Annotated in this window: 17 protein-coding genes and 1 pseudogene; 11 read left to right on the top strand and 7 right to left on the bottom strand. The window is 72.4% G+C overall.

Annotated features, from left to right (window positions below):
* Positions 1 to 625: 625 nt before the first annotated feature.
* On the bottom strand, positions 626 to 1,252 hold the full coding sequence (locus OG286_RS37460) for an HAD family acid phosphatase (RefSeq protein WP_331741465.1): 627 nt from the start codon (positions 1,250 to 1,252) through the stop codon (positions 626 to 628).
* Positions 1,253 to 1,693: 441 nt separating this feature from the next.
* Here OG286_RS37460 and OG286_RS37455 point away from each other — a divergent pair, with 441 nt between their 5' ends.
* Positions 1,694 to 2,317: a TetR/AcrR family transcriptional regulator C-terminal domain-containing protein gene (locus OG286_RS37455; protein ID WP_331741464.1), complete on the top strand. Its 624-nt coding sequence runs from the start codon at positions 1,694 to 1,696 to the stop codon at positions 2,315 to 2,317.
* A 158-nt stretch (positions 2,318 to 2,475) separates the two neighbouring features.
* A complete protein-coding gene (locus tag OG286_RS37450) occupies positions 2,476 to 3,309 on the top strand; it encodes a PIG-L family deacetylase (protein ID WP_331741462.1) in 834 nt (277 codons plus the stop codon).
* A gap of 161 nt (positions 3,310 to 3,470) precedes the next feature.
* Here OG286_RS37450 and galK read toward each other — a convergent pair whose 3' ends face one another.
* Together galK and galT are read right to left on the bottom strand one after the other, a co-directional pair.
* A complete protein-coding gene (gene galK / locus OG286_RS37445; protein WP_331741461.1) occupies positions 3,471 to 4,613 on the bottom strand; it encodes a galactokinase in 1,143 nt (380 codons plus the stop codon).
* A gap of 28 nt (positions 4,614 to 4,641) precedes the next feature.
* Complete coding sequence (galT, locus tag OG286_RS37440) at positions 4,642 to 5,742, bottom strand: galactose-1-phosphate uridylyltransferase (protein WP_331741460.1); 1,101 nt, start codon at positions 5,740 to 5,742, stop codon at positions 4,642 to 4,644.
* Between the two features lie 492 nt (positions 5,743 to 6,234).
* Between galT and OG286_RS37435 the strand changes: the two genes are divergently transcribed.
* From OG286_RS37435 to OG286_RS37415, 5 genes are all read left to right on the top strand, one after another.
* Positions 6,235 to 7,278, top strand: coding sequence for a substrate-binding domain-containing protein (locus tag OG286_RS37435; protein WP_331741458.1), 1,044 nt, complete (start codon positions 6,235 to 6,237; stop codon positions 7,276 to 7,278).
* 225 nt (positions 7,279 to 7,503) lie between these two features.
* On the top strand, positions 7,504 to 9,093 hold the full coding sequence (locus OG286_RS37430; RefSeq protein ID WP_331741457.1) for a sugar ABC transporter ATP-binding protein: 1,590 nt from the start codon (positions 7,504 to 7,506) through the stop codon (positions 9,091 to 9,093).
* Positions 9,090 to 10,130, top strand: coding sequence for an ABC transporter permease (locus OG286_RS37425; protein ID WP_331741456.1), 1,041 nt, complete (start codon positions 9,090 to 9,092; stop codon positions 10,128 to 10,130). Before OG286_RS37430 ends, OG286_RS37425 begins: the two co-directional genes overlap by 4 nt.
* A gap of 333 nt (positions 10,131 to 10,463) precedes the next feature.
* Entirely contained in the window at positions 10,464 to 11,285 is an 822-nt protein-coding gene (locus OG286_RS37420; protein WP_331741454.1) for a DeoR/GlpR family DNA-binding transcription regulator, read from the top strand.
* Positions 11,286 to 11,610: 325 nt separating this feature from the next.
* Entirely contained in the window at positions 11,611 to 15,558 is a 3,948-nt protein-coding gene (locus tag OG286_RS37415; RefSeq protein ID WP_405358695.1) for an AAA domain-containing protein, read from the top strand.
* Between the two features lie 214 nt (positions 15,559 to 15,772).
* Here OG286_RS37415 and OG286_RS37410 read toward each other — a convergent pair.
* From OG286_RS37410 to OG286_RS37400, 3 genes and pseudogenes are all read right to left on the bottom strand, one after another.
* Positions 15,773 to 15,997: pseudogene (locus OG286_RS37410) on the bottom strand (SAM-dependent methyltransferase); the annotation flags it as partial.
* A 199-nt stretch (positions 15,998 to 16,196) separates the two neighbouring features.
* Entirely contained in the window at positions 16,197 to 16,673 is a 477-nt protein-coding gene (locus OG286_RS37405) for a hypothetical protein (protein ID WP_331741452.1), read from the bottom strand.
* Positions 16,674 to 16,761: 88 nt separating this feature from the next.
* Complete coding sequence (locus OG286_RS37400) at positions 16,762 to 17,766, bottom strand: helix-turn-helix transcriptional regulator (RefSeq protein WP_331741450.1); 1,005 nt, start codon at positions 17,764 to 17,766, stop codon at positions 16,762 to 16,764.
* Between the two features lie 161 nt (positions 17,767 to 17,927).
* On the opposite strand from OG286_RS37400, the gene OG286_RS37395 reads away from it, so the two are divergent.
* From OG286_RS37395 to OG286_RS37380, 4 genes are all read left to right on the top strand, one after another.
* Positions 17,928 to 18,098: a hypothetical protein gene (locus tag OG286_RS37395; protein ID WP_331741448.1), complete on the top strand. Its 171-nt coding sequence runs from the start codon at positions 17,928 to 17,930 to the stop codon at positions 18,096 to 18,098.
* A gap of 4 nt (positions 18,099 to 18,102) precedes the next feature.
* Complete coding sequence (locus tag OG286_RS37390) at positions 18,103 to 18,324, top strand: helix-turn-helix transcriptional regulator (protein WP_331741446.1); 222 nt, start codon at positions 18,103 to 18,105, stop codon at positions 18,322 to 18,324.
* A 143-nt stretch (positions 18,325 to 18,467) separates the two neighbouring features.
* Positions 18,468 to 19,112, top strand: coding sequence for a response regulator transcription factor (locus tag OG286_RS37385; RefSeq protein ID WP_331741444.1), 645 nt, complete (start codon positions 18,468 to 18,470; stop codon positions 19,110 to 19,112).
* Positions 19,112 to 19,903 (top strand): alpha/beta fold hydrolase, encoded by a 792-nt coding sequence (locus tag OG286_RS37380; protein WP_331741442.1) that lies wholly within the window; start codon positions 19,112 to 19,114, stop codon positions 19,901 to 19,903. Before OG286_RS37385 ends, OG286_RS37380 begins: the two co-directional genes overlap by 1 nt.
* 8 nt (positions 19,904 to 19,911) lie before the next feature.
* Here the strand turns inward: OG286_RS37380 and OG286_RS37375 are convergent, their stop codons facing one another.
* Positions 19,912 to 22,158 (bottom strand): pyridoxal-phosphate dependent enzyme, encoded by a 2,247-nt coding sequence (locus OG286_RS37375; RefSeq protein WP_331741440.1) that lies wholly within the window; start codon positions 22,156 to 22,158, stop codon positions 19,912 to 19,914.
* Between the last annotated feature and the right edge of the window lie 15 nt (positions 22,159 to 22,173).

The following is a 22,173-nucleotide window of genomic DNA, read 5'->3' as shown; positions in this document are numbered from 1 at the left end:
GGCCCCCGCGGGCGCCGCCAGCGCGAGGCCCGCGGCCAACACGCCTGCCGACAGGACGGCTTGGGTGCATGCTCGGCTGCGGGTCCTGGTGTGGTGACCGTTGGTCCGGCCATGTGTATGTGGCATGTGAGGCACGGTAGGCGTGGGACGTCGGATTCCTGTCCGGGGAGCGTTTCGTCCTTTCATCGGTCACATCAGGGACCTGTAAAGAGCGTCTCAGTCCCGTATCGGCACCGGGTGAAACCGGGCAGCTCGAGCCGGCAAGGGCAATCCTTCCTGGAGCAACGCGCCGCCCGGGGATCGTCCGCCCGCGTGACGCGGCGCCGACCTGCGCTCGGATCCGTACACCGCTAACGCCGGACCGTCCTGTCGAACGGCTGCTCCTCCCCGGCGGGCCCCGCGGACGAGTTCACCTTCCAGGTGCTGTGACCCCGGCGGCCGAGAACGCCCCGCCCGGGCGGGCGGGGGCGCTGTCGGTCTCCGGTGACACCCCGGAAGCACAGTTGCGCAGGACGCCCGCCGACCCCGTGGGCCGCCGTTCAGCAGCCCGAAGCGCGGCCGGACGGCGGGACCACCGGCCCCGGCGCCCGAACCGCGCCGTCTCGGAGCACACCGGCGGGGTGGGTCAGGAGAGCAGGCCGTCGTAGTCCGGCAGCTTGAAGGTGCGCTCGGCGTGGCCGCCGCCGAGGTCGGTCCAGTTGTTGCCGACGCTGGCGATGATCGTGTAGCCCTCGTTCTCGATCTCGATCCGCTCATCGGTCTTGTACTGCTGGACCGGCTCGAAGAGATCGCACAGGTCGCGCCCGTGCAGCTCGTCCACGGTGTAGCCCGCCTTCTCCAGGCTGTACCGCGTGACCGGCTCGATGAAGTCCACGCGCGCGGTGACGAAGATGATCGCGACCCCGCGCGCGTGGGCGTACTGCGCCAGCTCCACGACCGGCGAGATGCCCGGCATAGCGAACGGGTGGAAGTGCGTCGCCAGGGTGGTGTTGTCGATGTCGAAGACGATCGCGGGCCTCTCGTCCGTGGGCTCGGCCGTGCGCCGCTCGACGTAGGCGCGGGCGGGCGCGATCGCGGCGGTGACGTCGGCCAGCCACTGCTGCTCGGTCACCGTGCTGCCGCTGCTCGCCGCGGGGGCGGCGGCGACCACCGGCGCGGCGGGGGCCGCGGCGGCCGCGGGGGTGGTGGCGAGGCCGGCGGTGATCGCGGCCGTCAGGGTCGCGGTGGCAACGAGCTTTGCCTTGATGGTCATATCTGGTACTCGGCTTTCGACTTGACGGATTGTCGGTCAGGCGGTGGTCGGCGGGGCACTCCGGCCGTGACCGTGCCCTGCACCTGGGCCCGCAGGTACGGCCTGACAGTCGCCTTCACGCCCTGCCGTCGGCAGGCCGACGAGGTGTCAAGGGCATGCCAGACAGGCTCACGGCAGAGGTCCTCCACGGGAGGAGCCCGGATGGCTACGGGTACATCAAGGGGGCCACCGGGGGATGTGGCCGAAGTCCGCCGTCGGTCCGGGTCGCGAAGGTGGGTCGCCTTCGAGGTCCTGGCCTGGCGCCACAGGGGAGACGCCAGGCGCCATCCATGGACACCCCTAAAACTAGAACCCGTAGTTTTTCCTGGGCGAGAACGTACACTAGTCCACGGCGAGAGCCCATACCCGGGGGTAACCACCAGCGGACGAGAGGACCAACAGATGGGCAGGCCGTCACGGCCACTGCTGACCCGGGACGGAATCATGCAGGCCGCTCTCGCACTGGTCGACGAGGAGGGCTCCGCCGCGCTCTCGACCACCCGCATCGCGGCCCGGCTGGGCGTCAAGGGGCCCTCGCTCTACAACTACGTCTCCAGCCGCGACGAGATCATCGCCGGTATCAGCGACCTCATCGTCGCCGAGATGGAGCTCGACCCGACCGTCCAGCCGTGGACCGCCGCCCTGGACGCCTGGGCCCGCTCGTACCGCGCCGCCCTCGCCCGCCACCCGAACATGGTGCCGCTGCTCGCCTCCCGGCCGACCCGGTCCGTCGCGGCCCTGCAGGCCTACGCCTGTGCGTTCGCCCTGCTGCGGGAGGCCGGCTGGCCCGAGGAGCACGTGCTCTCGGTCGTCCAGTCCGTCGAGTACCTCCTGATCGGCTCCGCGCTCCACCTCGACCGCCCGCACGACGCGGCCTGGACGGACGAGGCACTCCCGCCCGGGCTCGAACCGCTGCGGAACGCCCCGCCCGACTTCCGCGAGCGGGCGTTCGAGACCGGCCTCGCCGCGCTGATCCGCAGCTTCCAGGAGTCCCTGAACGACCTTCAGGGCCGGCACGACGGCTGACGTGGCACCCGGTCCGCCCCGCCTCCGGCCGACATCGTCGGACCGTGATCCGGGGCCCGTGGGCTTCCGGATCACGGTCACCCCGATATTGCGGGCGGGCAACCGCCCGCGTGCCGCAGACTCGGACCGAGCACTTCTCGGACCGAAGGATGGTTTTCATGGTTGACCGGCCCTTGACACTGATGGCGGTGCACGCCCACCCCGACGACGAGGCCACCGGGACGGGGGGTGTCCTCGCGCGGTACGCGGCGGAGGGGATCCGCACGGTCCTGGTCACGTGCACCGACGGCGGTTGCGGTGACGGACCGGGGGGCGTCAAGCCGGGCGAGCCCGGGCACGATCCGGCGGCCGTCGCCGCGATGCGCCGTGAGGAACTGGAGGCGGCCTGCGAGGTCCTGAAGGTCGGCCATCTGGAGATGTTGGGGTACGCCGACTCCGGGATGATGGGCTGGCCGGCCAACGACGCCCCCGGGTCCTTCTGGCGGACGCCCGTGGAGGAGGGCGCTGCCCGCCTCGCCGAACTCCTGCGGCGCTACCGGCCCGATGTGGTCGTGACCTACGACGAGAACGGGTTCTACGGCCACCCCGACCACATCCAGGCGAACCGCGTCACGATGGCGGCGCTGGCGACGACCGGGATGACGCCGAAGGTGTACTGGACGACGGCGCCGCGCTCGGCGATGCAGCGCTTCGGGGAGGTCATGCGCGAGTTCGGCGCGGAGTGGGAGGAGCCGGATCCGGCCGAGGCCGCCGCGATGGCCGAGATCGGACTCCCCGACGAGGAGATCACCACCTGGGTGGACACCACCGAGTTCGGTGGCCAGAAGTTCGATGCGCTGGCCGCACACGCCAGCCAGGGCGAGAACATCTTCTTCCTGAAGATGGGCAAGGAGAGGTTCACCGAGCTGATGGGCGTGGAGACCTTCGTACGGGTCCAGGACACCACCGGCGCGGCCGTGCCCGAGAACGACCTCTTCGCCGGACTGCACTGATCCCCCGGCACAGCCCGGGCCGTCGGCGTGGCCCGACCTGGACGGCCACGGACGGCCACGGCCGGCCCGTCGCCTTCACGCCCGCCGCGGCCCGGGCGGCGACGATCGAGGGCTGCCCGCCGGCGGCGCGTGTGCGCTGCCGGCGGGGAACCCCGGCCTGGTCAGGCGATGCGGCGGGCGCCGGTCGCCGGAACGGCGGTGAAGGTACGGGGGGCTGTGTGGCCGGCCTGCCGGAAGGCCTCCTCGACCGCGACGGTGACGGCGGGCACGGCGCCGGCGTCGACCAGGGCGATCACCGAACCGCCGAAACCGCCGCCGGTCATCCGGGCGCCCAGCGCACCGGAGCCGACCGCCGCCTCGACGGCCAGGTCGGTCTCCGGGCAGGAGACGCCGTAGTCGTCGCGCAGCGAGGCGTGCCCCGCGGTCAGGAGCGGACCCAGTCCGCGCAGGTCACCCGCGTCGAGGAGGGCCACCGCCCGCTCCACCCGCGCGTTCTCGCTCACCACATGCCTCACCAGCGGGCGGAGTTCGTGCGGCAGCCGGCCCAGAGCCGCCGGCAGTCCGTCCGGGCCGAGGTCGCGCAGGGCGGGCAGGCCGAGGAGGGCGGAGGCCCGTTCGCAGCCGGCCCGCAGCTTCGCGTACTCGCCGTCGGCGAGGTCGTGCTTGACCCGGGTGTCGACGACGAGCAGTCGCAGGCCGGCCGCGACGAGGTCGAGCGGGACGTGGCGGGCGGACAGGTCGCGGGTGTCGAGGAAGAGCGCCCCGCCCTCGCGGCAGCACATCGACGCCATCTGGTCCATGATCCCGCAGGGGACGCCGACGAACGCGTTCTCGGCCCGCTGCGCGATCCGGGCCAGCTGGGGGCCGTCCAGACCGAGATCGTGCAGGTCATTGCAGGCGGCGGCCATCACGCATTCGATCGCCGCCGAGGAGGAGAGGCCGGCGCCGGTCGGCACGTCGCTGTCGATGCGCACGTCGGCGCCGCCGACCGGGTGTCCGGCCTCGCGCAGTGCCCACACCACGGCGGCCGGGTAGCGGGCCCAGCCGTCCACGCCGCCCGGAGCCAGCTCGGTGACGGCCAGCTCCACGGCGGCTCCACCGCCCTGCTCGCTGTACAGCCGCAACACCCCGTCGGCGCGCAGCCGCACCGTGGCACGCGCGGTGTGCGGCAGGGCGATCGGCAGGACGAACCCGTCGTTGTAGTCGGTGTGCTCGCCGATGAGGTTGACGCGGCCGGGCGCTGCCCACGTCCCTGCGAGGGCGTTCGGGGCAGCGGCGCCGCGGGCGGCGTGGGTCCGGGTCATCGGGTGGGCTCCCCCGTGGCGGTGGTAATCATGATGCGACCTCTCGAAGGCGCTGTGCGGCCGCCTCCGGCGACACATCGTTGACGAACGCGTCCAGGCCCGACTCCACGCCGGCGAGGTACTTCAGTTTGCCTGCCGTGCGGCGGATCGTGAACAGCTCCAGGTGCAGGGCCAGTTCGTGGCCGTCCACGGCCGGCGCCTGGTGCCAGGCCGCGATGTACGGCGTCGGCCGGGCCTGCTCCGACTGCCCCTCCTCGATGAACAGCCGGTCGAAGCGGCGCAGCAGTTCCAGGTACAGGCCGGGGAACTCGGCGCGTTCGGCCTCGTCGAGGTGGGTGAGGTCGGCGACCCTGCGGTTCGGGTAGAGGTGCACCTCGTAGGGCCAGCGGGCGGCGAACGGAACGAACGCGGTCCAGTGCTCGCCGGTCAGCACCACTCTCACCGGGTCTGCGCGTTCGGCTGCCAATACGTCCTCGAAGAGGTTGCGGCCGGTGGCGGCGCGGTGCCGGCCGGCCTGCTCGATCATGCTGACGGTGCGCGGCGGGTGGAACGGGAAGGCGTAGATCTGCCCGTGCGGGTGGGCGAGGGTGACGCCGATCTCGGCGCCGCGGTTCTCGAAGATGTACACCTGCCTAACATCGGGCAGCGCGGAGAGTTCCGCGGTCCGGTCCGTCCACGCGTCGAGGACGAGGCGGGCCCTGGCGTCGGTCAGGTCGGCGAACGACGAGCCGTGGTCGGCGGTGAAGCAGACGACCTCGCAGCGTCCGGTGCCGGGTGCGGCCTCGGCCACCGGGTGGCCGGGGAGCTCGGGGTCGGCGTCGCCGGCCAGGGACGGGAACCGGTTCTCGAAGACGACGACCTGGTAGTCGGAGGCCGGGATCTCGCTGAGCCTGCCTTCGCGGGACGGGCAGAGCGGGCACTCGTCCGCCGGCGGGTGGTAGGTGCGGGCCTGCCGGTGCGCGGCCACGGTCACCCAGCTCCCGGTGGTCGGGTCGCGGCGGATCTCGGACAGGCTCACCGAGGCCTCCAGCGGGCGCAGGTCGCCGTGGCCCTCCCGTGGAACGGCCTCGTCCGGATCGAAGTAGAGGAGCTCGCGGCCGTCCGCGAGCTTGTCCGACGTTTTGATCATGGCTTCCTTCCGTACAGGGCCCCGTGTCGGCTCCCCGGACCGAGCAATCGCGCTCATAGTCAAACGATATAGAACAAAAGTCAACACACCAGCGCTCGAGCGAGCCGCCGACCGCAGGCAGGGCGCGGGTAGTGAGGCCGGATCGGACGGTCCCACCGTTCTCCACAGGTGGCGCCGAGGCGGTGGACACGGACTTCGTCACCGACCGGCCGAATACGGGCCGCGCCGCGCCGACGGGTGTCCCACACCCGGGATCCGCGAGGTCACAAGCTGATCTCGTCCCCGACTTCCTCTTGACACTACCGCGCAACAGAGATGTCATATGTGCCATCCCGTTTGAAAGTGTTGATTCTTGAGGGTTGGTGGCAGGTACCTCGCAGGCCGAAGCGAGTGCGGCCCATCAGCTCCCACTTCCGCCCGGGGCCCGAACGGGCAGTACCCCCCGACCCTTTGTGGGCGCCGGAGTCGGCGCCTGCGCGAAGGAGCTCCCGCATGTTCCGTCCCACCAGCCGTGTTGTCGCCGCGACCGGTCTGCTGCTCGCTCTGGGCCTGACCACCGCCTGTTCGACGGGGCAGGAGTCAGTCGCCGGAGGCGATGCCCCGGTCGCGCCGGTGAGCGGGAAGATCTCGATCACCTACCTGCAGAAGCAGGGCGACCAGGAGTACTTCGTCGGGGAGGCGGCCGGCGCCAAGGCGAAGGCCGCGGAGCTCGGCGTCGACCTGAAGGTGGTGAACCTGGGCAGCGACGCCAACAAGACCATCAGCGAGGTGCAGTCCGCGATCGCGCAGAAGACCAACGGCGTCATCATCGTCGTCCCGGACCCGGCCGTGGGCCCGCAGGTCGTGCAGACCGCCAAGGACGCCAAGGTCGCGCTGCTCACCTCGGACGACCAGATCTGCGCCACCGGCCCGGACCCCGCCGCCTGCGCCAAGAGCGACCTGGTCGCCCGGATCGGCTTCTCCGGCCAGCAGATGGGCACCGAGGTCGGCAAGCGCGCCGCCCAGGAGTACAAGAAGGCCGGCTGGAACCCGGCCGACACCCGGATCATCTCCGCCTGGAAGCAGGACGTCACCGTCTGCGGCGACCGCGTGAAGGCCGCCAAGGAGGCGTTCAGCACCGACGCCGCCCAGGTGCAGACCATCGACGTCGCCACCGACAACACCCCCACCGGCGCCCAGGACAAGATCGCCGCGACGATCACCGCCAACGCCGGCGTCAAGCACTGGGTCGTCTGGGGCTGCAACGACGAGAACGTCCAGGGCGGCGTCACCGCCCTGCAGAACGCCGGCATCAGCCCCGACAACGTCATCGGCGTCGGCCTCGGCGCCTACCTCGCCTGCAAGAACTGGAGCGGCAACAAGCCCACCGGCATGAAGGCCGCCCTGTTCATCAACGGCAAGGACGTCGGCGCCCTTGCCGTCCAGACCATGTACGACAAGCTCAAGAACAGCAAGGACTTCCCCAAGGAAGCCTTCGCCCCCACCACCATGGTCGACGCGGCCACGTGGCAGAGCGCCGGCGTCACCTGCAGCTGACCCCCGATCGGGCCGGACCCCACGGCCGGCCTCGGTGCCCCGGGCCCGGCCCGACAACTGCCCCGCCGGGCCTGGAGCACCCCCCTCCCGCCGCCTCGGCACCACCCGAGGGGCGGACGACCGAACCCCGCCGGAACCTCCCACTCCTCCCCGGGTGCGCAAGCGACCGTGACGCACCGGCCACGAGCCCTTCCCGACCCTCCGTACGCCGTCTCGAGGAACCCCATGAGCCCAGCCCACGACGCGAACCCGGATCCCCGCCCGCCCAGCGCCCAGCCCGCCGCCGGCAGCGCCGGCGTCCACCAGGTCACCAAGCGGTTCGGCGCGGTCCAGGCCCTCGGCGGCGTCACCCTCGACTTCCCGGCCGGCCAGGTCACCGCCCTGATGGGCGAGAACGGCGCCGGCAAGTCCACCCTGCTCAAGATCCTCACCGGCGACCACCAGCCCACCGAAGGCCACGTCGTCCTCGACGGCAGGCGCGTGGATCTCGCCTCCCCCGCCCAGGCACGGACCGCCGGAATCCGGATCATCCCGCAGGAACCGGAGATCATCCCGCACGTCTCCGTCGCCGAGAACGTCTACGCCGGCTCCCTGCCCCGCGCCGCCGGCCGACGTCTGGACCGTGCCGAACTGCGCCGCCGCATCACCGCCGACCTCAAGCGCCTCGGCTTCGACAAGGTCCTCGACCCCGACCTCCTCGGCTCCCAGCTCACCCCCGCCCAGCGCCAGCTCGTCGAGATCCTCCGGGCCCTCACCGGCGAGGCCAAGGTCATCGCCTTCGACGAACCCACCTCCTCGCTGTCCGAACACGAGGTCGACGCACTCTTCACCCTGATCCGCCGCCTGCGCGACGACGGCGTCGCCGTCGTCTACGTCTCCCACCGCATGCAGGAGATCTTCCAACTCGCCGACCGCATCGCCGTCCTGCGCGACGGCACCCTCGCAGGCGTCCAGGACGCCGCCACCACCACCGAAGGCGACCTCGTCCGCCTCATGGTCGGCCGCGACCTCTCCTCCCTGTTCTCCCGCACCCGCGTGGCCACCGACCGGCTGGTCCTCGACGTCCGGGGCGTCACCACCGACGCCGTACGCGACATCGACCTGCAGATCCACGCCGGCGAGGTCGTCGGCCTCGCCGGCCTGATCGGCGCCGGACGCTCCGAACTCGCCCTCGCCCTGGCCGGCGACCTGCCCATCCACTCCGGCACCGTCACCCTCGACGGCCGGCGCCTGCCCTCCGGCAAACCCGGCGCCGTCATCCGCGCCGGACTCGGCCTCGCCCCCGAGGAACGCAAGGCCCAGGCACTCTTCCTGCAGCGCTCCATCCGCGACAACACGTCCACGGTGGTGCTGGAACGCCTGCGCCGCTTCCGCTTCGTCAAGCGCGGGGCCGAGCGCGAACTCGCCCAGCAGTACACCGACCGTCTGCGGGTGCGCACCCCCTCCATCGAACACGAGGTCCGCAAACTCTCCGGCGGCAACCAGCAGAAGGTCGTCCTCGCCCGCTGGCTCGCCCGCAAGCCCAAGGTCCTCATCCTGGACGAGCCCACCCGCGGCATCGACATCGGTGCCAAGGCCGAGATCTACCAGATCATCGCCGACCTCGCCGCCGAAGGCGTCGCCGTCCTGGTCATCTCCTCCGAACTCCCCGAAGTCCTCGGCCTCGCCGACCGCATCGTCGTCATGCAGAACGGCCACATCACGGGCGAACTCAGCAGCGCCCAGGCCACCGAGGAAGCCATCCTCAACCTCGCCATGGCCGACGACCTCGCCGGTACGACCAACCCCGCCCCCGCCTCCGGAGCCTCCGCATGAGCACCACGACCCGCACCACGCCATCCGCCAAGAACGGCGGCCACTCCCCACGTCGGTCCGCGGGCTCGCCGAGGGTCCTCGCCTCGGTCGGCGGGCAGAACCTCAGCCTGATCGGCGCACTGGTCGTCGTGCTCGCCCTCTTCGGTGTGCTGAACGACAACTACCTCAGCCTCAACAACATGCAGGTCATCGCCGAAGCCGCCACCATCACCGGCCTGCTCGCCGTCGTCCAGACCGTCGTCATCATCTGCGGCGGCCTCGACATCTCCGTCGGCTCCCAGGCCGGCGTCGCCTCCGTCGTCTCCGCCATGGCCTTCACCTCCGCCGGCTCCAACGCCCTGGCGGGCATGGCCGCCGCCGTCGGCACCGGCCTGCTGATCGGCGTCCTCAACGGCGTCGTCATCGTCTACGGCCGCGTCAACCCCACCATCGCCACCCTCGCCGGCCTCGCCGCCTACAAGGGCCTCGCCCAGCTCATCTCCAACGGCCGCGCCCAGGGCTACGTCCTCAACAACGACATCTTCATCTTCCTCGGCCGCGGCAAGATCGCCGGACTCCCCGTCATGGTCTGGATCCTGATCCTGGTCGCCCTCGCCGTCCACCTCCTCCTCAGGTACACCGACATCGGCCGCAACATCTACGCCATCGGCGGCAACGACACCGCCGCCCGCCTCGCCGGCATCAACATCAACAAGTACCTGGTCGCCGTCTACGCCCTCATCGGCACCGTCGCCGCCATCGCCGGCATCCTCCTCACCGCCCGCACCGGAAGCGGCCAGCCCGTCTCCGGCAGCGAAGGCCTCGAACTCAAGGCCATCACCGCCGCCGCCCTCGGCGGCTGCGCCCTCAAGGGCGGAAAGGGCGGCATCGGTGGCACCCTGCTCGCCGTCGCCCTCCTCGGCTGCCTCGAGAACGGCCTCACCGTCCAGGGCATCAACTCCTTCTGGCAGAACGTCGCCCAGGGCGCCCTCCTCGTCGTCGCCGTCGTCATCCAGCAGCGCCGCAACGGCGAACGCGCCATCGGCCTCCCTGCCTGACACACCGGGACCGCTCCCTGACTTCCGCCGGGGCCGGAGCGGCCCGGCCGTTCCGGGGACGGAACGGCCGGGCCGGTACGCCCGGCGGAACGGCGAGGGGCCGCCGAGGGTCGGCCTGATCGCCGCCGGCCGCAGGTGGCACCCGTCCGGGACGGGTGCCACCTGCGGGGTCCCGGTACCGGCGGCGCGCCGGTCACGGGGCCCGGAGGAACCTCGCGGGAGGCTGACAGCACCGTGGGCGGGCTCTCCGGTCCGCTCTCCGCGCACCCGCTGTCCGAACGTCCCACTTCGCTCTATCCGATCCGCCCGAGGGAGCCGACGACAGGTATGGGGATGTCCGACCAGGGACTGCTCGTCCACCAGCGCCGCGCCCTCATCCTGGAGGCGGTCCGGCGCGACGGCGCCGTGCGCGTCTCCGATCTCGTCGTCGTGTTCGGGGTGTCGGACATGACGGTCCGCCGCGATCTCGACGCCCTGGCCCGGTCCGGCGCGGTGGAGAAGGTCCACGGCGGCGCGGTCGCCGTCGGCACCAGCGAAGAGCTCGGATTCGAGGTGAAGTCGACCCTGGAATCCGCGGCCAAGGCCGCCATCGCCGAGGCGACCGCGGCCCTGGTCAACCCCGGCACGGTGGTGGCCATCAGTGGCGGAACCACCACGCACACCGTGGCCGCGCAACTGCTGAACGTGCCGGACCTCACCATCCTCACCAACTCCCTTCCGGTCGAGCGCCTCGTCCGCGGCGCGGCGGACGCCGCCCACCGGGCGCCCGTCGTGCTCCTGACGGGCGGCAGTGCGACCCGCTCCGAGGCGCTCGTCGGCCCGATCGCCGATCACGCCATCGCCTCCCTCCATGTGGACCTGCTGATCCTCGGCACCCACGGAGTCACCGAGAGCGAGGGTCTGACCAGCCCCAACCTCGCGGAAGCACAGACCAACCGGGTGTTCATCTCCCGCGCCCGCCGCGTCGCAGTGGCGGCGGACCACACCAAGTGGGGCATCACCGGGCTCAGCACCTTCGCCGACCTGGACCAGATCGGCTGGTTCGTCACGGACGACAGGATGCCGCCGGACGCCCGGGCGGTCCTCGCGGACAGAGTCGGCGAGCTGGTCATCACGGGTACTCCCGGGACGTCGCCGGACACCGGCGGCCGGTAGGCGGGACCAGCCTGATTCGCCGGACACCGGCGGCCGGTAGGCGAGACCGGCCCGACACGTGCTCAGCCCGTACGACAGGTGCGGGTGCCGGCAATCCGAGGCGAACGGCTGAGATCCCCACGGCCTGAGCCCCGGCCTCGCGACGGTGCACCTGCTCTGCCCACCTGATGGGCCGTACAGCAGGGACTCCGGCCCCTTCCGCATGCGGAAACCCGGCGATCCGCCGTCCTCCCGATCCGCCGGAGTCACCAAGGCACGCGTGGGTAGTTCGTGATCCCGTACGCTGCTTGATCTCCGGGTGTGGCTGGCATGAGGGGGCATGGGGATGGCCGGTGGAGAACGCGAGCGCAGGGCTGGGATCGTCCGGTACTGGCGGGCGGTGGAGTTGTTCAGCCCGCAGAAGGTCGACCGGGTGGATCCGTCGAAGGACGTCTACCCGGTCCAGGACGGCCGGCCCCTGCCGTGGGAGACGGGCCACCGGCTTCGCCGGCGCTCGCCCGGCCGCGGACGATCCTGGCAGCACACGGTGTACGCGGGCGTGTTCGAGCTGACCGCGCTGCGCGACACGCTGCTCGGCGTGTTCGGCACCGACGGGCCCACGGAGGACTTCGACGGCCGTCTGGGCGGCCAGAGCGCAGTGCTCTGCTTCTCCGTCAACGACCAGGGGCTGCTCCTCAAGGACAGCGTGACGATCTCGTCGTGCGCCTGGGCGGTGGGCCGGGCCCTGCGCCCGGGACCGGCGGACCCGGCCTGGCTCGACGGCTTCGAGAAGGACGCCGAGCACTGCGTGTCCACGCTCCTCGAGCTGGCCGACGGCCGGCTCCCGGTGGTGCAACGGCAGCGAGGAGCGGGCGGCGCGCCCTCCCGGCCCGGATCGGCGCTCGGTGCGATCGCGGGCGTGGCGGTCGACGTCGTGCTCGGCGTGGCCGTCGGCGGGATCGCCTCGGCCGTGGGCACCGTGGCGGGCGCGGCGCTGGGCTCGGTCACCCAGGCGGTCGCCGAGACGCTGACCGGATCGGCGGCGAACGCGCTCGCGGACGGGGTCACCAGCCGGGTGAGCGATCACGTGACCGCGCGGGTGGAGGGAGTCCTCGACGGCGCCGTGCACTCCGCGGACGGCGCCGATTCCGACGGCGGTCCGCGTTCCGGGAACGATTCGGACGCGGCGGAAGACCCTCGAGGTCCGGACCCGGCGGGCGATCTCCCCGTCCCGTTGGGCCTGAAGCCGCTGGAGGTGAGGGACCTGGCGGCCGTCACCCGCTGGGTCGCCGAACAGCTCGGGATCGCGGGGGCACTGCGGCCGGACGCCGTGCGGGTGAAGAGCTACACCGTCCGGGAGTCGCAGAGCGCGGAGAGCGACCAGGCCGACTTCCTCAACAGTTTCATCGCCGCGGACCTCGAACAGGTGACTGCGGCGCTCGCGGAGGGCACGTCGGGGCGGGCGTTGGAGGAGTACCTCCGGCCCACCGCGACGCTGGACTCCGGCCGCCGGACCGACGTCCGGCAACGGCCGCAGACCCTGCTGGACGGTGTCCGTCCCACGGCCGCCCCGCTCGGCCGGTGGCCCGGCAGGAGTGACCAACCGCTCGTCCTCAGCCAGCAGTTCGCGGTGAACAGCGCATTGGCGGAGCTCGGCGGCGCCGGGGGCGGCGGCCTCTACGCGGTCAACGGGCCGCCCGGCACCGGCAAGACCACCATGCTCCGCGACCTGATCGCCGCCCTGGTGGTGCAACGTGCGGAGCGGCTGGCGGCGTTGGCCACTCCCGCGGACGCGTTCGGCAAGGTCCACACCTGGAGCTCCGGCCAGTGGAACCGGAAGCTTCACGGGCTGCGCGAGGAGCTGACGGGCTACGAGATCGTCATCGCGTCCGCCAACAACGGTGCGGTCGAGAACGTGACGACCGAGATCCCGTCCGCGGCCGCGGTGGCCGGGGAGTGGCGCGAGGAGGCCGACTACCTCTCCGCGCAGGGCAGGCTCCTGCTCGGCGGCGCCGAGGCGTGGGGAGCGGTGGCGGCGCCTCTCGGCAATCGCGCCAACCGCTCCCAGTTCGTCAGCCGCCTCTGGTGGGGCCGGGAGATCCAGGAGACGGCCGACCCGCAACGGCCCGGCCGGCGCCGCCGACAAGCCGTGGCCACCGGTCAGGGGCTGCGTGATCTCCTCGTCCGGCAGACGGAGTCGGACCGTGACGCCCGACCTGCCCCGGATCGGAGCCCGCACAGCGACAGCCGCCCATCCGGTGCCCCGGGCGCGTCGGATGCGCCGGCCACCGCTCCGCTGGGAGATCCCTGGCCGCTGGCGGTACGCCGCTTCACCGAGGCGCGCCAGGCCGTCCAGGAGCTCGCCGCAGCCAGGGAGGCCGCGGCCGCCGCGCGCGAAAGCCGGCAGCTCCTGGCGCAACAGATACGGACCGCCGATGCCGCCGTGGCAGCGGCCCGGGCGGAGAAGGCCCCGGCCGAGCGCGCGCTGGCCGGCGCACACGCTGCGGTGCAGGCCGCGGCCGAAGGGCTGGCGGCCGCCCAGCAGACCGAGCACCAGGTGTCCGCGACCTTGGCCGAGGCTCAGCGCACCGTGGAACTGCGCCGTGGGGTGTGCCAGTCACGGCTCGACGACCTGCGCTCGTACGATGCGCGTCAGCGTCCGGGCCGGCTCCGCGCCCGGCTGTCCTCGGATGCGGAGGAGCGCTGGCTGCACGGGCGGGAACCCCTGGTGAGCGCCCTGGCCCAGGCCGAAACGGCATGGGAGACGTCGGAGACCGCACTCGCCCGGCTCGGTGAGCTCCTCGCCACCGCACGAGCCGCCGGAATGGAGGCCGCAGCCGCCGAAGCTGCGGCACAGCGCTCGTACGCGGGCCGGCTGGACGGCCTGCGCCGCGCGGAGCAGGCCGTCACCGCTGCCGAGCGGGCAGCGGCGACGGTTCGGACCACCGCCGACATCGCCGCCCACCGAGTCTCCGAGGCGACGCGACGGTGGCGCGCACACGTGCCGGCCGAGGACTGGGCCGCGCTCCCCGGAGACCCGCAGGCCGACCGCCGGCGGGAGACGTCCGCCCCCTGGATGGACGAGGAGTTCAGCGCCGCCCGCACCCGCGTCTTCCTCGCCGCGCTGGATCTGCACCGGGCCTTCCTCGCTGCGGAGGCCAAGCGCCTCCTCACCAGCCTGCAGGCGGTGATGGAGGTCGTGGGTGGGGACGCCCCGAAGGACCTGCCGCCGGAGCACGTCCGCGCAGCCTGGCAGCTGCTGTTCCTGGTCGTGCCGGTGGTGTCGACGACCTTCGCCTCGCTGGACCGCCTGTTCGCGGGCCTGGGCTCCGAGGCCCTGGGCTGGCTGTTCATCGACGAGGCGGGGCAGGCCGCCCCGCAGCAGGCGGTCGGCGCACTCTGGCGGGCCCGCCGCGCGGTCGTGGTCGGCGACCCGTTGCAGCTCGAACCCGTCGTGACGGTGCCCTGGACGGTGCAGCAGCGGCTCCGGACCCACTACGGAGTGGCGCAGGAGTGGGCGCCCGGACGTACCTCGGTCCAGCGGGTCGCCGACCGCCTCGCCCGGTGCGGCACCTGGCTCCCGGCCGAACTCCCGGACGGCGGGACGGAGGTGTGGGTGGGGTCACCGCTTCGGGTGCACCGTCGCTGCGACGATCCGATGTTCGAGATCAGCAACCGCATCGCCTACGACGGGCTGATGGTGTTCGGCACGGGTGAGCGGGCGCCCTGTCCGCTCGCCGACCGCAGCGTCTGGCTGAACGTCGTCGGGGGCGAGTCCGACGGCAAGTGGGTGGCCCAGCAGGGCCTCGTGCTCGGCAGGGCGCTGGACCTCCTCGAGGAGCGGATGCGCGCGCAGATCGAGCAGGAGGAGTCCGAGGCCGCGCACCGCGAGGGCCGGCAGCCGGCCGACCTCCGCACCGCGTCGCCAGACGAGGTGCGCGAGCGACTCGGCAAGTCCGTGTTCGTGGTGAGCCCCTTCCGTGAGGTGGTCGCCGGGGCACGGCGTACGACCGGAAACCGGCTTCCCGCGAAGCGGGTCGGCACGGTGCACACCACCCAGGGCAAGGAGGCCGACGTGGTCATCCTGTTGCTGGGTACCGTGGCGTCCCAGAACGGAGCCCGCGACTGGGCGGCCGCCAGCCCCAACCTCCTCAACGTCGCCGTGAGCCGGGCCCGCCGACGACTGCTGGTCATCGGCGACCGGGCCCTGTGGGGCCGGCATCGCCACTTCGACGTCCTGGCCGGGCACAGCGGCCTGGCCCGATTCGACGCGTCCGGCTGGCTGAACGGCTGACCCGCGGCCCGCTGCGGCGGAAGGATTCCACGAGCGGAGAATGCCCGGACCGACGCCCGGTGTTCTCGCGAACCGTGCCCGGAGCAGGGATCCGCCACCGTTGGAGTGGGAATGGAGCCGCCGGCCTGCCTGCCGGCCTCACGGCGAACCAGCCGGCTGTGGCCGAGGCCGAGCCCGAGGCCGACAAGAGGGACCCGACTGCGAACTCGACTCAACCCGGGACCCGGGTCGACCCGAACGCGACCATGGCCTCGTTCAGGTCGGTGGCCGTCACCTCGGCCGAGGGCGCCGCCGCGAGCAGGCCCGACGTCAACGCGCCGCTACCCGCAGCCAGTTCGAGGACTCGCTCAGGGTGGAGTGCCGTCGCCCGTGCGGTCAGGTCCTCGGCGAAGGGCCGGAACACCACCGGCACGAGGTGCCGCTCACAGGCCGCCGGCATGGACGCGGACCACCGCCGGTCGGCGTCGATTCCCGTCACCCTGACGACGGTAGCGCCACGCCGGGAAGCCTCTTCCCCGCCGCGCCGCCGTGCATCCCGGAGCCGGGAGTGGGGCACGCTGCGCCCGCGTCGGGGGGAGGGGCGCCCGCGTCGGGGAACGGCGTGAGCGGAGCTCAGCCGTCCGGAAGCCCTGACGGACTCAGCCCTGCAGGCCGTCGGCCGCCGGCGCGGCGGGTGGCGCCGGCGGCCCCTCCTCGGGATCGGTGACCACGAGGATGACGTGCCTCGCGTCGTCGCTGTGGACGGCGCTGGACCGACAACCGGACGGGAGGTACAGGGCCTCGCCGCTCAGGGTGGAGACCTCGGCGGCGACGTCACCCGGTGACAGGACCGTCCAGTGGCTCGATCCGGCGGACTGGATCACCAGGACGTGGCCGGAGGGTGGCCGGGCACCGGTGGCGTGCGCGACCTTCCAGCCCAGCAGGGCCGTGAGGCCGGTGGCGACGTATGCGGCCAGTGCCGCGTCCGGCGATCCGCCCGCGTCCAGGGGCACGACGGGGTCGTTCTCGGGCCAGAGCAGCCCGAAGGTGCGGGCGAAGTGGGCGTCCAGGAAGAGCGCCAGCTCCTGGAGGTAGGGGTCCAGCCCGGGGCGCTCGCTCAGGCGTTCCCAGTCCACGTGCACTCTCCTTCGGCGGCGCCAGCCACCACAGCGATGTCGGAGTGTCAAGCATGGAGCATCGGCGTGTCGGGCGGCATCACGATTTTCAGGTATCCAGCAGGCCCGTCCGACTGGCGGCCACGCCCGCCTGGAAGCGGCTGTCGGCGCCGAGCTGCTCCAGGATCTCGGCGATGTGACGGCGCGCGGTGCGCAGCGACATGCCCAGCCGGCGGGCGATCGCCTCGTCCTTCAGCCCGTCGGCGAGCAGGCGCAGGATCGTGCGGTGCAGTTCCCGGGCGACGGCCTCCATCTCGCGTCCGGTCGACTCCTGGAACGGGGTGGCCTGGCCCCAGGTGAGTTCGAACATCTCGTACAGGTAGGCGACGGTCGACGGTTCGCGGATGACCACGGCTCCCAGCTCCGGGCCCGCGGCGGGGAGGAAGGCGGTCTCGCGGTCCATGATGATGATCCGCCCGGCCAGTTCGTGCGTGGTGCGGTATTCGGCGCCCAGGACGGAGGCGGCGGCGACGTAGGCCTGACTGGGTCCGTTGAAGCGGGCGGTGTGGTGGTAGAGGGTGCGGATGCGCACGCCGCGCTCCAGCATCGCCCGGTCGCGCACCAGCGCCTCGGACATCGCCTCGGGAATCCGGGCGCCGCCGCCGGGCTGGCAGGAGACCACCTCGGTGGTGCACTGCTCGCCCAGCCGGTTGAGCAGGAAGCGCACCTCCGCCAGTGTGGGGATCACCTCGATGCCCGCGCCGGACTCCCGGCTGTCCGGGAACAGCGGGGAGAACTCGTCGAACCGGCTGCGCATCCGGGCGATGTCGTCCTGACGCTGACGGATCTCCGCCTCGACGGGAGCGGCGCGCCGGAAGTAGGCCGAGTCGGGGGAGACCACCCTCAGTGCTTCCTGCCTGGCGCCGGCCGGCGCCAGCAGTCCCGAATCGAGCAGCCGCTCGACCGCCGCCGTCACACCGGACGGGGACAGTCCCGTCGCCTGCGCCACGACCGCCGGATCGTGGGTGCCGGTGTAGCGGTTCTCCGCAAACCATGCGTAGACGGACAGGTCGGATTCGTGCCCCTGACCTGCTTCGGTCCGACGCTCTGTCACATCGCGATCGTTTTTGTCCATATTTACCCCCACACCCCTTTGCTGTCAGGCAAGTTGATGAACGGCTCCAAGCATGTCGGCGATCTTCGATGCCCGCCAGAGTGGAGCCATGGCCCCTTCACCCAATGGGGCAAATGCCAATGAACCCACGGGAGATCCCCATGAAGCGCATCATCCTCATCACCGTGGCGCTCCTCGGCGCTGCTGCCGCCTGGCTGACGCCGGTCGCCTCGGCCACCTCGGCGCCCGCCCGCCACGACGTTCCCACCGCGGCCGGCGTCCTCACCTGCCCGCCCCTCACCCGCTGCGACGACACGTCCTGGGGAGGCTGAACCTTTGTTCACGACGCGAGAGAGGGAGATCCTCGTCCACCTCGCACAGGGCCGCACCTCCCGGGCGATCGCCCGCCTGCTGCACCTGAGCCACCACACCGTCGAGACCCACGTCCGCAACATGCGGGCCAAGAGCGGAGCCAGCAGCCGCACCCAGCTGCTGGCCATCGCCCTCGGGCTCGACGCCGCCGGGCCTGCTGTGCCTGCCGGGCCCGGCAGGGGCTGATTCAGTCCGAATCCGAGCAGCACTCCCCGACGGGGGTCGGACAAGTCCGGCCGGCCGGCGGCTCGCCCGTGGGCGACGCCCGGACCGGCGGGAACCGGGCGTGCTGGGAGGACCACTCCGAAGAAGGGGGATGTCACAGACCGATGGAAATACCCATTCTGATATGTGCGGGCCAGCCGCTGATGCGCAGCGGACTCTCCTCGGCCCTCGTGGCCGAGCCGGACATCCGGGTGGTCGGTGAGACCGCGGACGGGAGCACCGCCAGCGCGCTGGCCCGGGAGCTGAACCCCGCCGTGGTCGTGGCCGACTTCGAGCTCGCGGACATGACGGGGATCGATCTCGTCCGCGAGCTCCTGAGGCCGAGCCGGGAGGCCCCCCGCACGCTGCTGATGGCACCGGCCGAGGGCGACGCCGTCCTGGAGTCCATCCTGGCCGGCGCCACCGGGATCGTCACCCGGAACACCCTGGTGGAGGACTTCCCCCAGGCCATAAGAGCCATGGCCACCGGCCACTCCTTCCTCTCCCCCGACATCGCGGCCCTGCTCCTGGGCTGGGTCCGCGACAAACAGCCCGCGCTGTTCCCGGCGCTCGGCCTGAACCTTCTCACCTTCCGCGAACGCGAGATCCTGGCGCTGCTGGCGAACGGGATGTCCAACGCCGAGATCTCCAAGCGGCTCTGCATCGTTCAGTCGACGGTCAAGTTCCACATCTCCCAGCTGCTCAGGAAACTCGGACTCAGGGACCGCCTGCAGGCCGCCGTTTTCGCCCACCAGAACGGTGTCACCTGATGTTGCGACAGGACCAGCACCACAGCACCCGTTGGCTGCCGTGGACGAAGGGGACGACGGGGCTGCCCCGCCTCTACTGCCTCCCCTTCGCCGGCGGGGCGGCGCACTTCTTCCGCCCTTGGACGGAGGCGGCCCGGCACCTCTCCGTCGAGGCGGTCCCGGTCGAACTGCCGGGCCACGGCACCCGCTTGCGTGACCCCTTGCTGACCGACATGGCCGCCATGGTGGACGCGCTGTGCGAGGAGGTCCTCCGGCGGGAGAGCGGGCCCTTCGCGATCCTCGGGCACAGCATGGGCGCGAAGATCGCGTACGCGGTGGCCGAGGAGCTGGAACGGCGGCCCGGGGGCACGCCGCCGGCCCGGCTCTTCGTGTCCGGGGCCCTGCCGGCCTCGGCCGCCGAGCCGAGGCCGCTGCACGGCCTGCCGGACGCCGCGCTCATGGCGGAGCTGTCCGCGATGGGCGGCACGCCTCCCGAGATCCTCGCCAACGCCGAACTGATGGAGTTCATGCTGCCGGTGATCCGGGCCGACCTGACCCTGCTCGAACAGTGGCACGCGCCGGCCCGGAGCCGGGTCTCCTGCCCCATCACGGCGTTCGCCGGCCGGGACGACCGGATCGTCCGGGCGGATCTGACCGCGGGCTGGGCCGACCACACCTCGGCGTCCTTCGCCCTCCAGGTCCACCCCGGGGACCATTTCTTCCTCCGGGAGGAGATGGAGGGGATGCTCGGCCGGATCGCGGCCGACCTCCACGAGCACCCCGGCGACCGGCCTGCCTCGGGCGGGGCATGACGGTGGCGTCACTCCCCTTCGACGGCGACCTCGATCAGTCCGGTCGCCTCGGCCAGCGCCCGTCCGACCTCCTGCGGCGACGAGCCGACGGCGATGACGTGGCCCAGCCGGTCGTAGGCGCTCCGCGGCGGCCGGACCTCGCGCCCCGGCGTCGCGCCCACCAGGACGCGCTCCACGCCCGGCACCCGCTCGGCCTGCCGGACCCCGTCCACGCCGGTCAGCCGGCCCGGCCGCGGCGCGGTCAGGAACCGCAGGCCGGCCCGGGACGCGTGGTCGGCCGACAGGTTCAGCGGCAGGCCGGCGGCGGCGCGGATCTGCTGCTCCAGCAGGTCGATCCCGGTGGCCGGGCGGATCAGTTCCGGGATCATGCCGCCGGCCAGCCGTCCGTTGATCTCGATGACGGCCGGACCGTCGGCGGTCAGCCTGAGCTCGACGTGCGCCGGGCCGCGCTCGAAGCCGACGGCCTTCAGCGCCTGCCGGGCCGTGTCGGCGATCCGGTCGGCCAGCGCGTCGTCGATGTCGGCGGGGAAGAGGTGACCGGTCTCGACGAAGTGCGGCAGCGGGCTGACGGTGCGCTGGGTGACGCCGACGCACCGGGCCTCGCCGTCCTCGCCGAACATCTCCGCGCTGAACTCGGGCCCGTCCAGGTACTGTTCGACCAGCACCGCGCGCGGCGTCCGCTGGCCGCGCACGTTGTGGGTGACGGCGAGCAGCTCGGTGGCGTGCGCGGCGGCGGTCACGGCGTCCTCGCACCACAGCACGGACTGCGAGCCGGACTCCCCGACGGGTTTGACCACGCAGGGCAGCCCCACCGCGGCGACGGCGGCCGCGACCCGCTCCGGGTCGGTGACGATCGCGAACCCGGGCTGGGTCACCCCGGCCTCGTGCAGCGCGGTGCGGGTCAGCGCCTTGTTGCGGCAGCGGGTCATCGCCTCCGGCGGGTTGCCGGGCGTGCCCAGGGCCGCGGCCGCCCGCGCGGTGTGCTCCAGGTAGAACTCGCTGGTCGTCGTGACGCCCGCCACCCGGCGTCCGGCGCTCACCCCGGCGATGGCCGCGGTCAGCGCGGCCTCGTCGTCGGTGTCGCAGACCACGACCCGGCAGCCGGTGTCGGGCAGGTCCGGGTAGCGTGCCGCGTCCTTGGTGAACAGCACCGGCTCCAGGGCCAGCCGGACGGCGGTCCGCAGCGCGATCATCCCGGTGCCGGTGGTGTTGGACTCGACGAAGAGCAGCAGCCGTCGGTCCCGGCGGGGTATCCGGGCGAACGACCAACTGGACACCGTGGCACCGTACTCCACCTCCTCCGGGGCGTCGGCGACGGCGCCCCGCGGTGCGCCCCGGCCGGCGTCGTCGGCGTAGACGCTGTCCACGTAGCGGTCGCCGCGGTCCGGCATGATCCCGACCAGCCGGGTGCCCGGCTCGGCACGGGCCGCGAGGTGGGTGAGGACCCGGTAGACCGACCCGGAGGTGTTCCCGCCGAAGATCTTCTGCTCCTGGGCGAGCCGGCGGGTGGCGTCGAAGGCCTCGTCGTCGGAGAGCCAGTGCACCTCGTCGAAGACGCGGTAGTCGATGTTCTCGGGGATGAGGCTGTTGCCGAGCCCGCCCTGCTTGCGGGTCGGGCGGTCCGGCTGGGCGAAGAGCACGCTGCCCACGCAGTCCACGCCCACCACCGAGACGTCGGGCAGGCGTTCCAGTAGCGCCTTCGACGTCCCGCAGAGCGAGCCGCCGCTGCCCACCGCCCCGACCAGGACGTCCACCGACCCCAGGTCGGCGACCAGCTCACCGGCCAGGCTGCGGTACGCGGCGGGGTTCTGCGGGTTGCTGTACTGCTGCGGCCAGAACGCGCCGGGCAGGTCGGCCATCAGCTCGGCCAGCCGCTCCAGCCGGGCGCTCTGCCACCCCTGCCCGGTCATCGCCGCCACGATGTGGACCTCGCAGCCCAGGGTGCGCAGCTTGGCCAGGGTGATGGGATCGATCCGCGGGTCGGTGACGATGTGCACCGGGTGGCCGAGGTAGGTGCCGACCAGGGCGACCCCGAGCGCCATCGTGCCCGAGGAGCTCTCCACGATCGGCGCGCCCTCGGCCAGCGCGCCGGTGCGCCGGGCGTCGAGGATCACCTGCCGGGCCACCCGGTCCTTCATCGCGAAGAGGTTCTGCATCTCCAGTTTGGCGAAGACCTCGACGCCTTCGGGGGCGTCCACCCGCAGCCGCACCGCCGGGGTGTGGCCGATGCCGTCGATGACCGATTCCTGCCGCATGTGTGCACGTCCTTA

The organism is Kitasatospora sp. NBC_00039 (assembly GCF_045160625.1).
Lineage (GTDB): Bacteria > Actinomycetota > Actinomycetes > Streptomycetales > Streptomycetaceae > Kitasatospora.
Note: the sequence above shows the minus strand (reverse complement) of the source record. Positions and strands in the feature narration are given on the sequence as shown.

What these genes read in the sequence shown, in the direction of transcription:
- OG286_RS37460 (WP_331741465.1), bottom strand. Translation starts at nt 1,252, where the DNA reads ATGACCATCAAGGCAAAGCTCGTTGCCACCGCGACCCTGACGGCCGCG.
- OG286_RS37455 (WP_331741464.1), top strand. Translation starts at nt 1,694, where the DNA reads ATGGGCAGGCCGTCACGGCCACTGCTGACCCGGGACGGAATCATGCAG.
- OG286_RS37450 (WP_331741462.1), top strand. Translation starts at nt 2,476, where the DNA reads ATGGTTGACCGGCCCTTGACACTGATGGCGGTGCACGCCCACCCCGAC.
- galK (WP_331741461.1), bottom strand. Translation starts at nt 4,613, where the DNA reads ATGACCCGGACCCACGCCGCCCGCGGCGCCGCTGCCCCGAACGCCCTC.
- galT (WP_331741460.1), bottom strand. Translation starts at nt 5,742, where the DNA reads ATGATCAAAACGTCGGACAAGCTCGCGGACGGCCGCGAGCTCCTCTAC.
- OG286_RS37435 (WP_331741458.1), top strand. Translation starts at nt 6,235, where the DNA reads ATGTTCCGTCCCACCAGCCGTGTTGTCGCCGCGACCGGTCTGCTGCTC.
- OG286_RS37430 (WP_331741457.1), top strand. Translation starts at nt 7,504, where the DNA reads ATGAGCCCAGCCCACGACGCGAACCCGGATCCCCGCCCGCCCAGCGCC.
- OG286_RS37425 (WP_331741456.1), top strand. Translation starts at nt 9,090, where the DNA reads ATGAGCACCACGACCCGCACCACGCCATCCGCCAAGAACGGCGGCCAC.
- OG286_RS37420 (WP_331741454.1), top strand. Translation starts at nt 10,464, where the DNA reads ATGTCCGACCAGGGACTGCTCGTCCACCAGCGCCGCGCCCTCATCCTG.
- OG286_RS37415 (WP_405358695.1), top strand. Translation starts at nt 11,611, where the DNA reads ATGGCCGGTGGAGAACGCGAGCGCAGGGCTGGGATCGTCCGGTACTGG.
- OG286_RS37395 (WP_331741448.1), top strand. Translation starts at nt 17,928, where the DNA reads ATGAAGCGCATCATCCTCATCACCGTGGCGCTCCTCGGCGCTGCTGCC.
- OG286_RS37385 (WP_331741444.1), top strand. Translation starts at nt 18,468, where the DNA reads ATGGAAATACCCATTCTGATATGTGCGGGCCAGCCGCTGATGCGCAGC.
- OG286_RS37380 (WP_331741442.1), top strand. Translation starts at nt 19,112, where the DNA reads ATGTTGCGACAGGACCAGCACCACAGCACCCGTTGGCTGCCGTGGACG.
- OG286_RS37375 (WP_331741440.1), bottom strand. Translation starts at nt 22,158, where the DNA reads ATGCGGCAGGAATCGGTCATCGACGGCATCGGCCACACCCCGGCGGTG.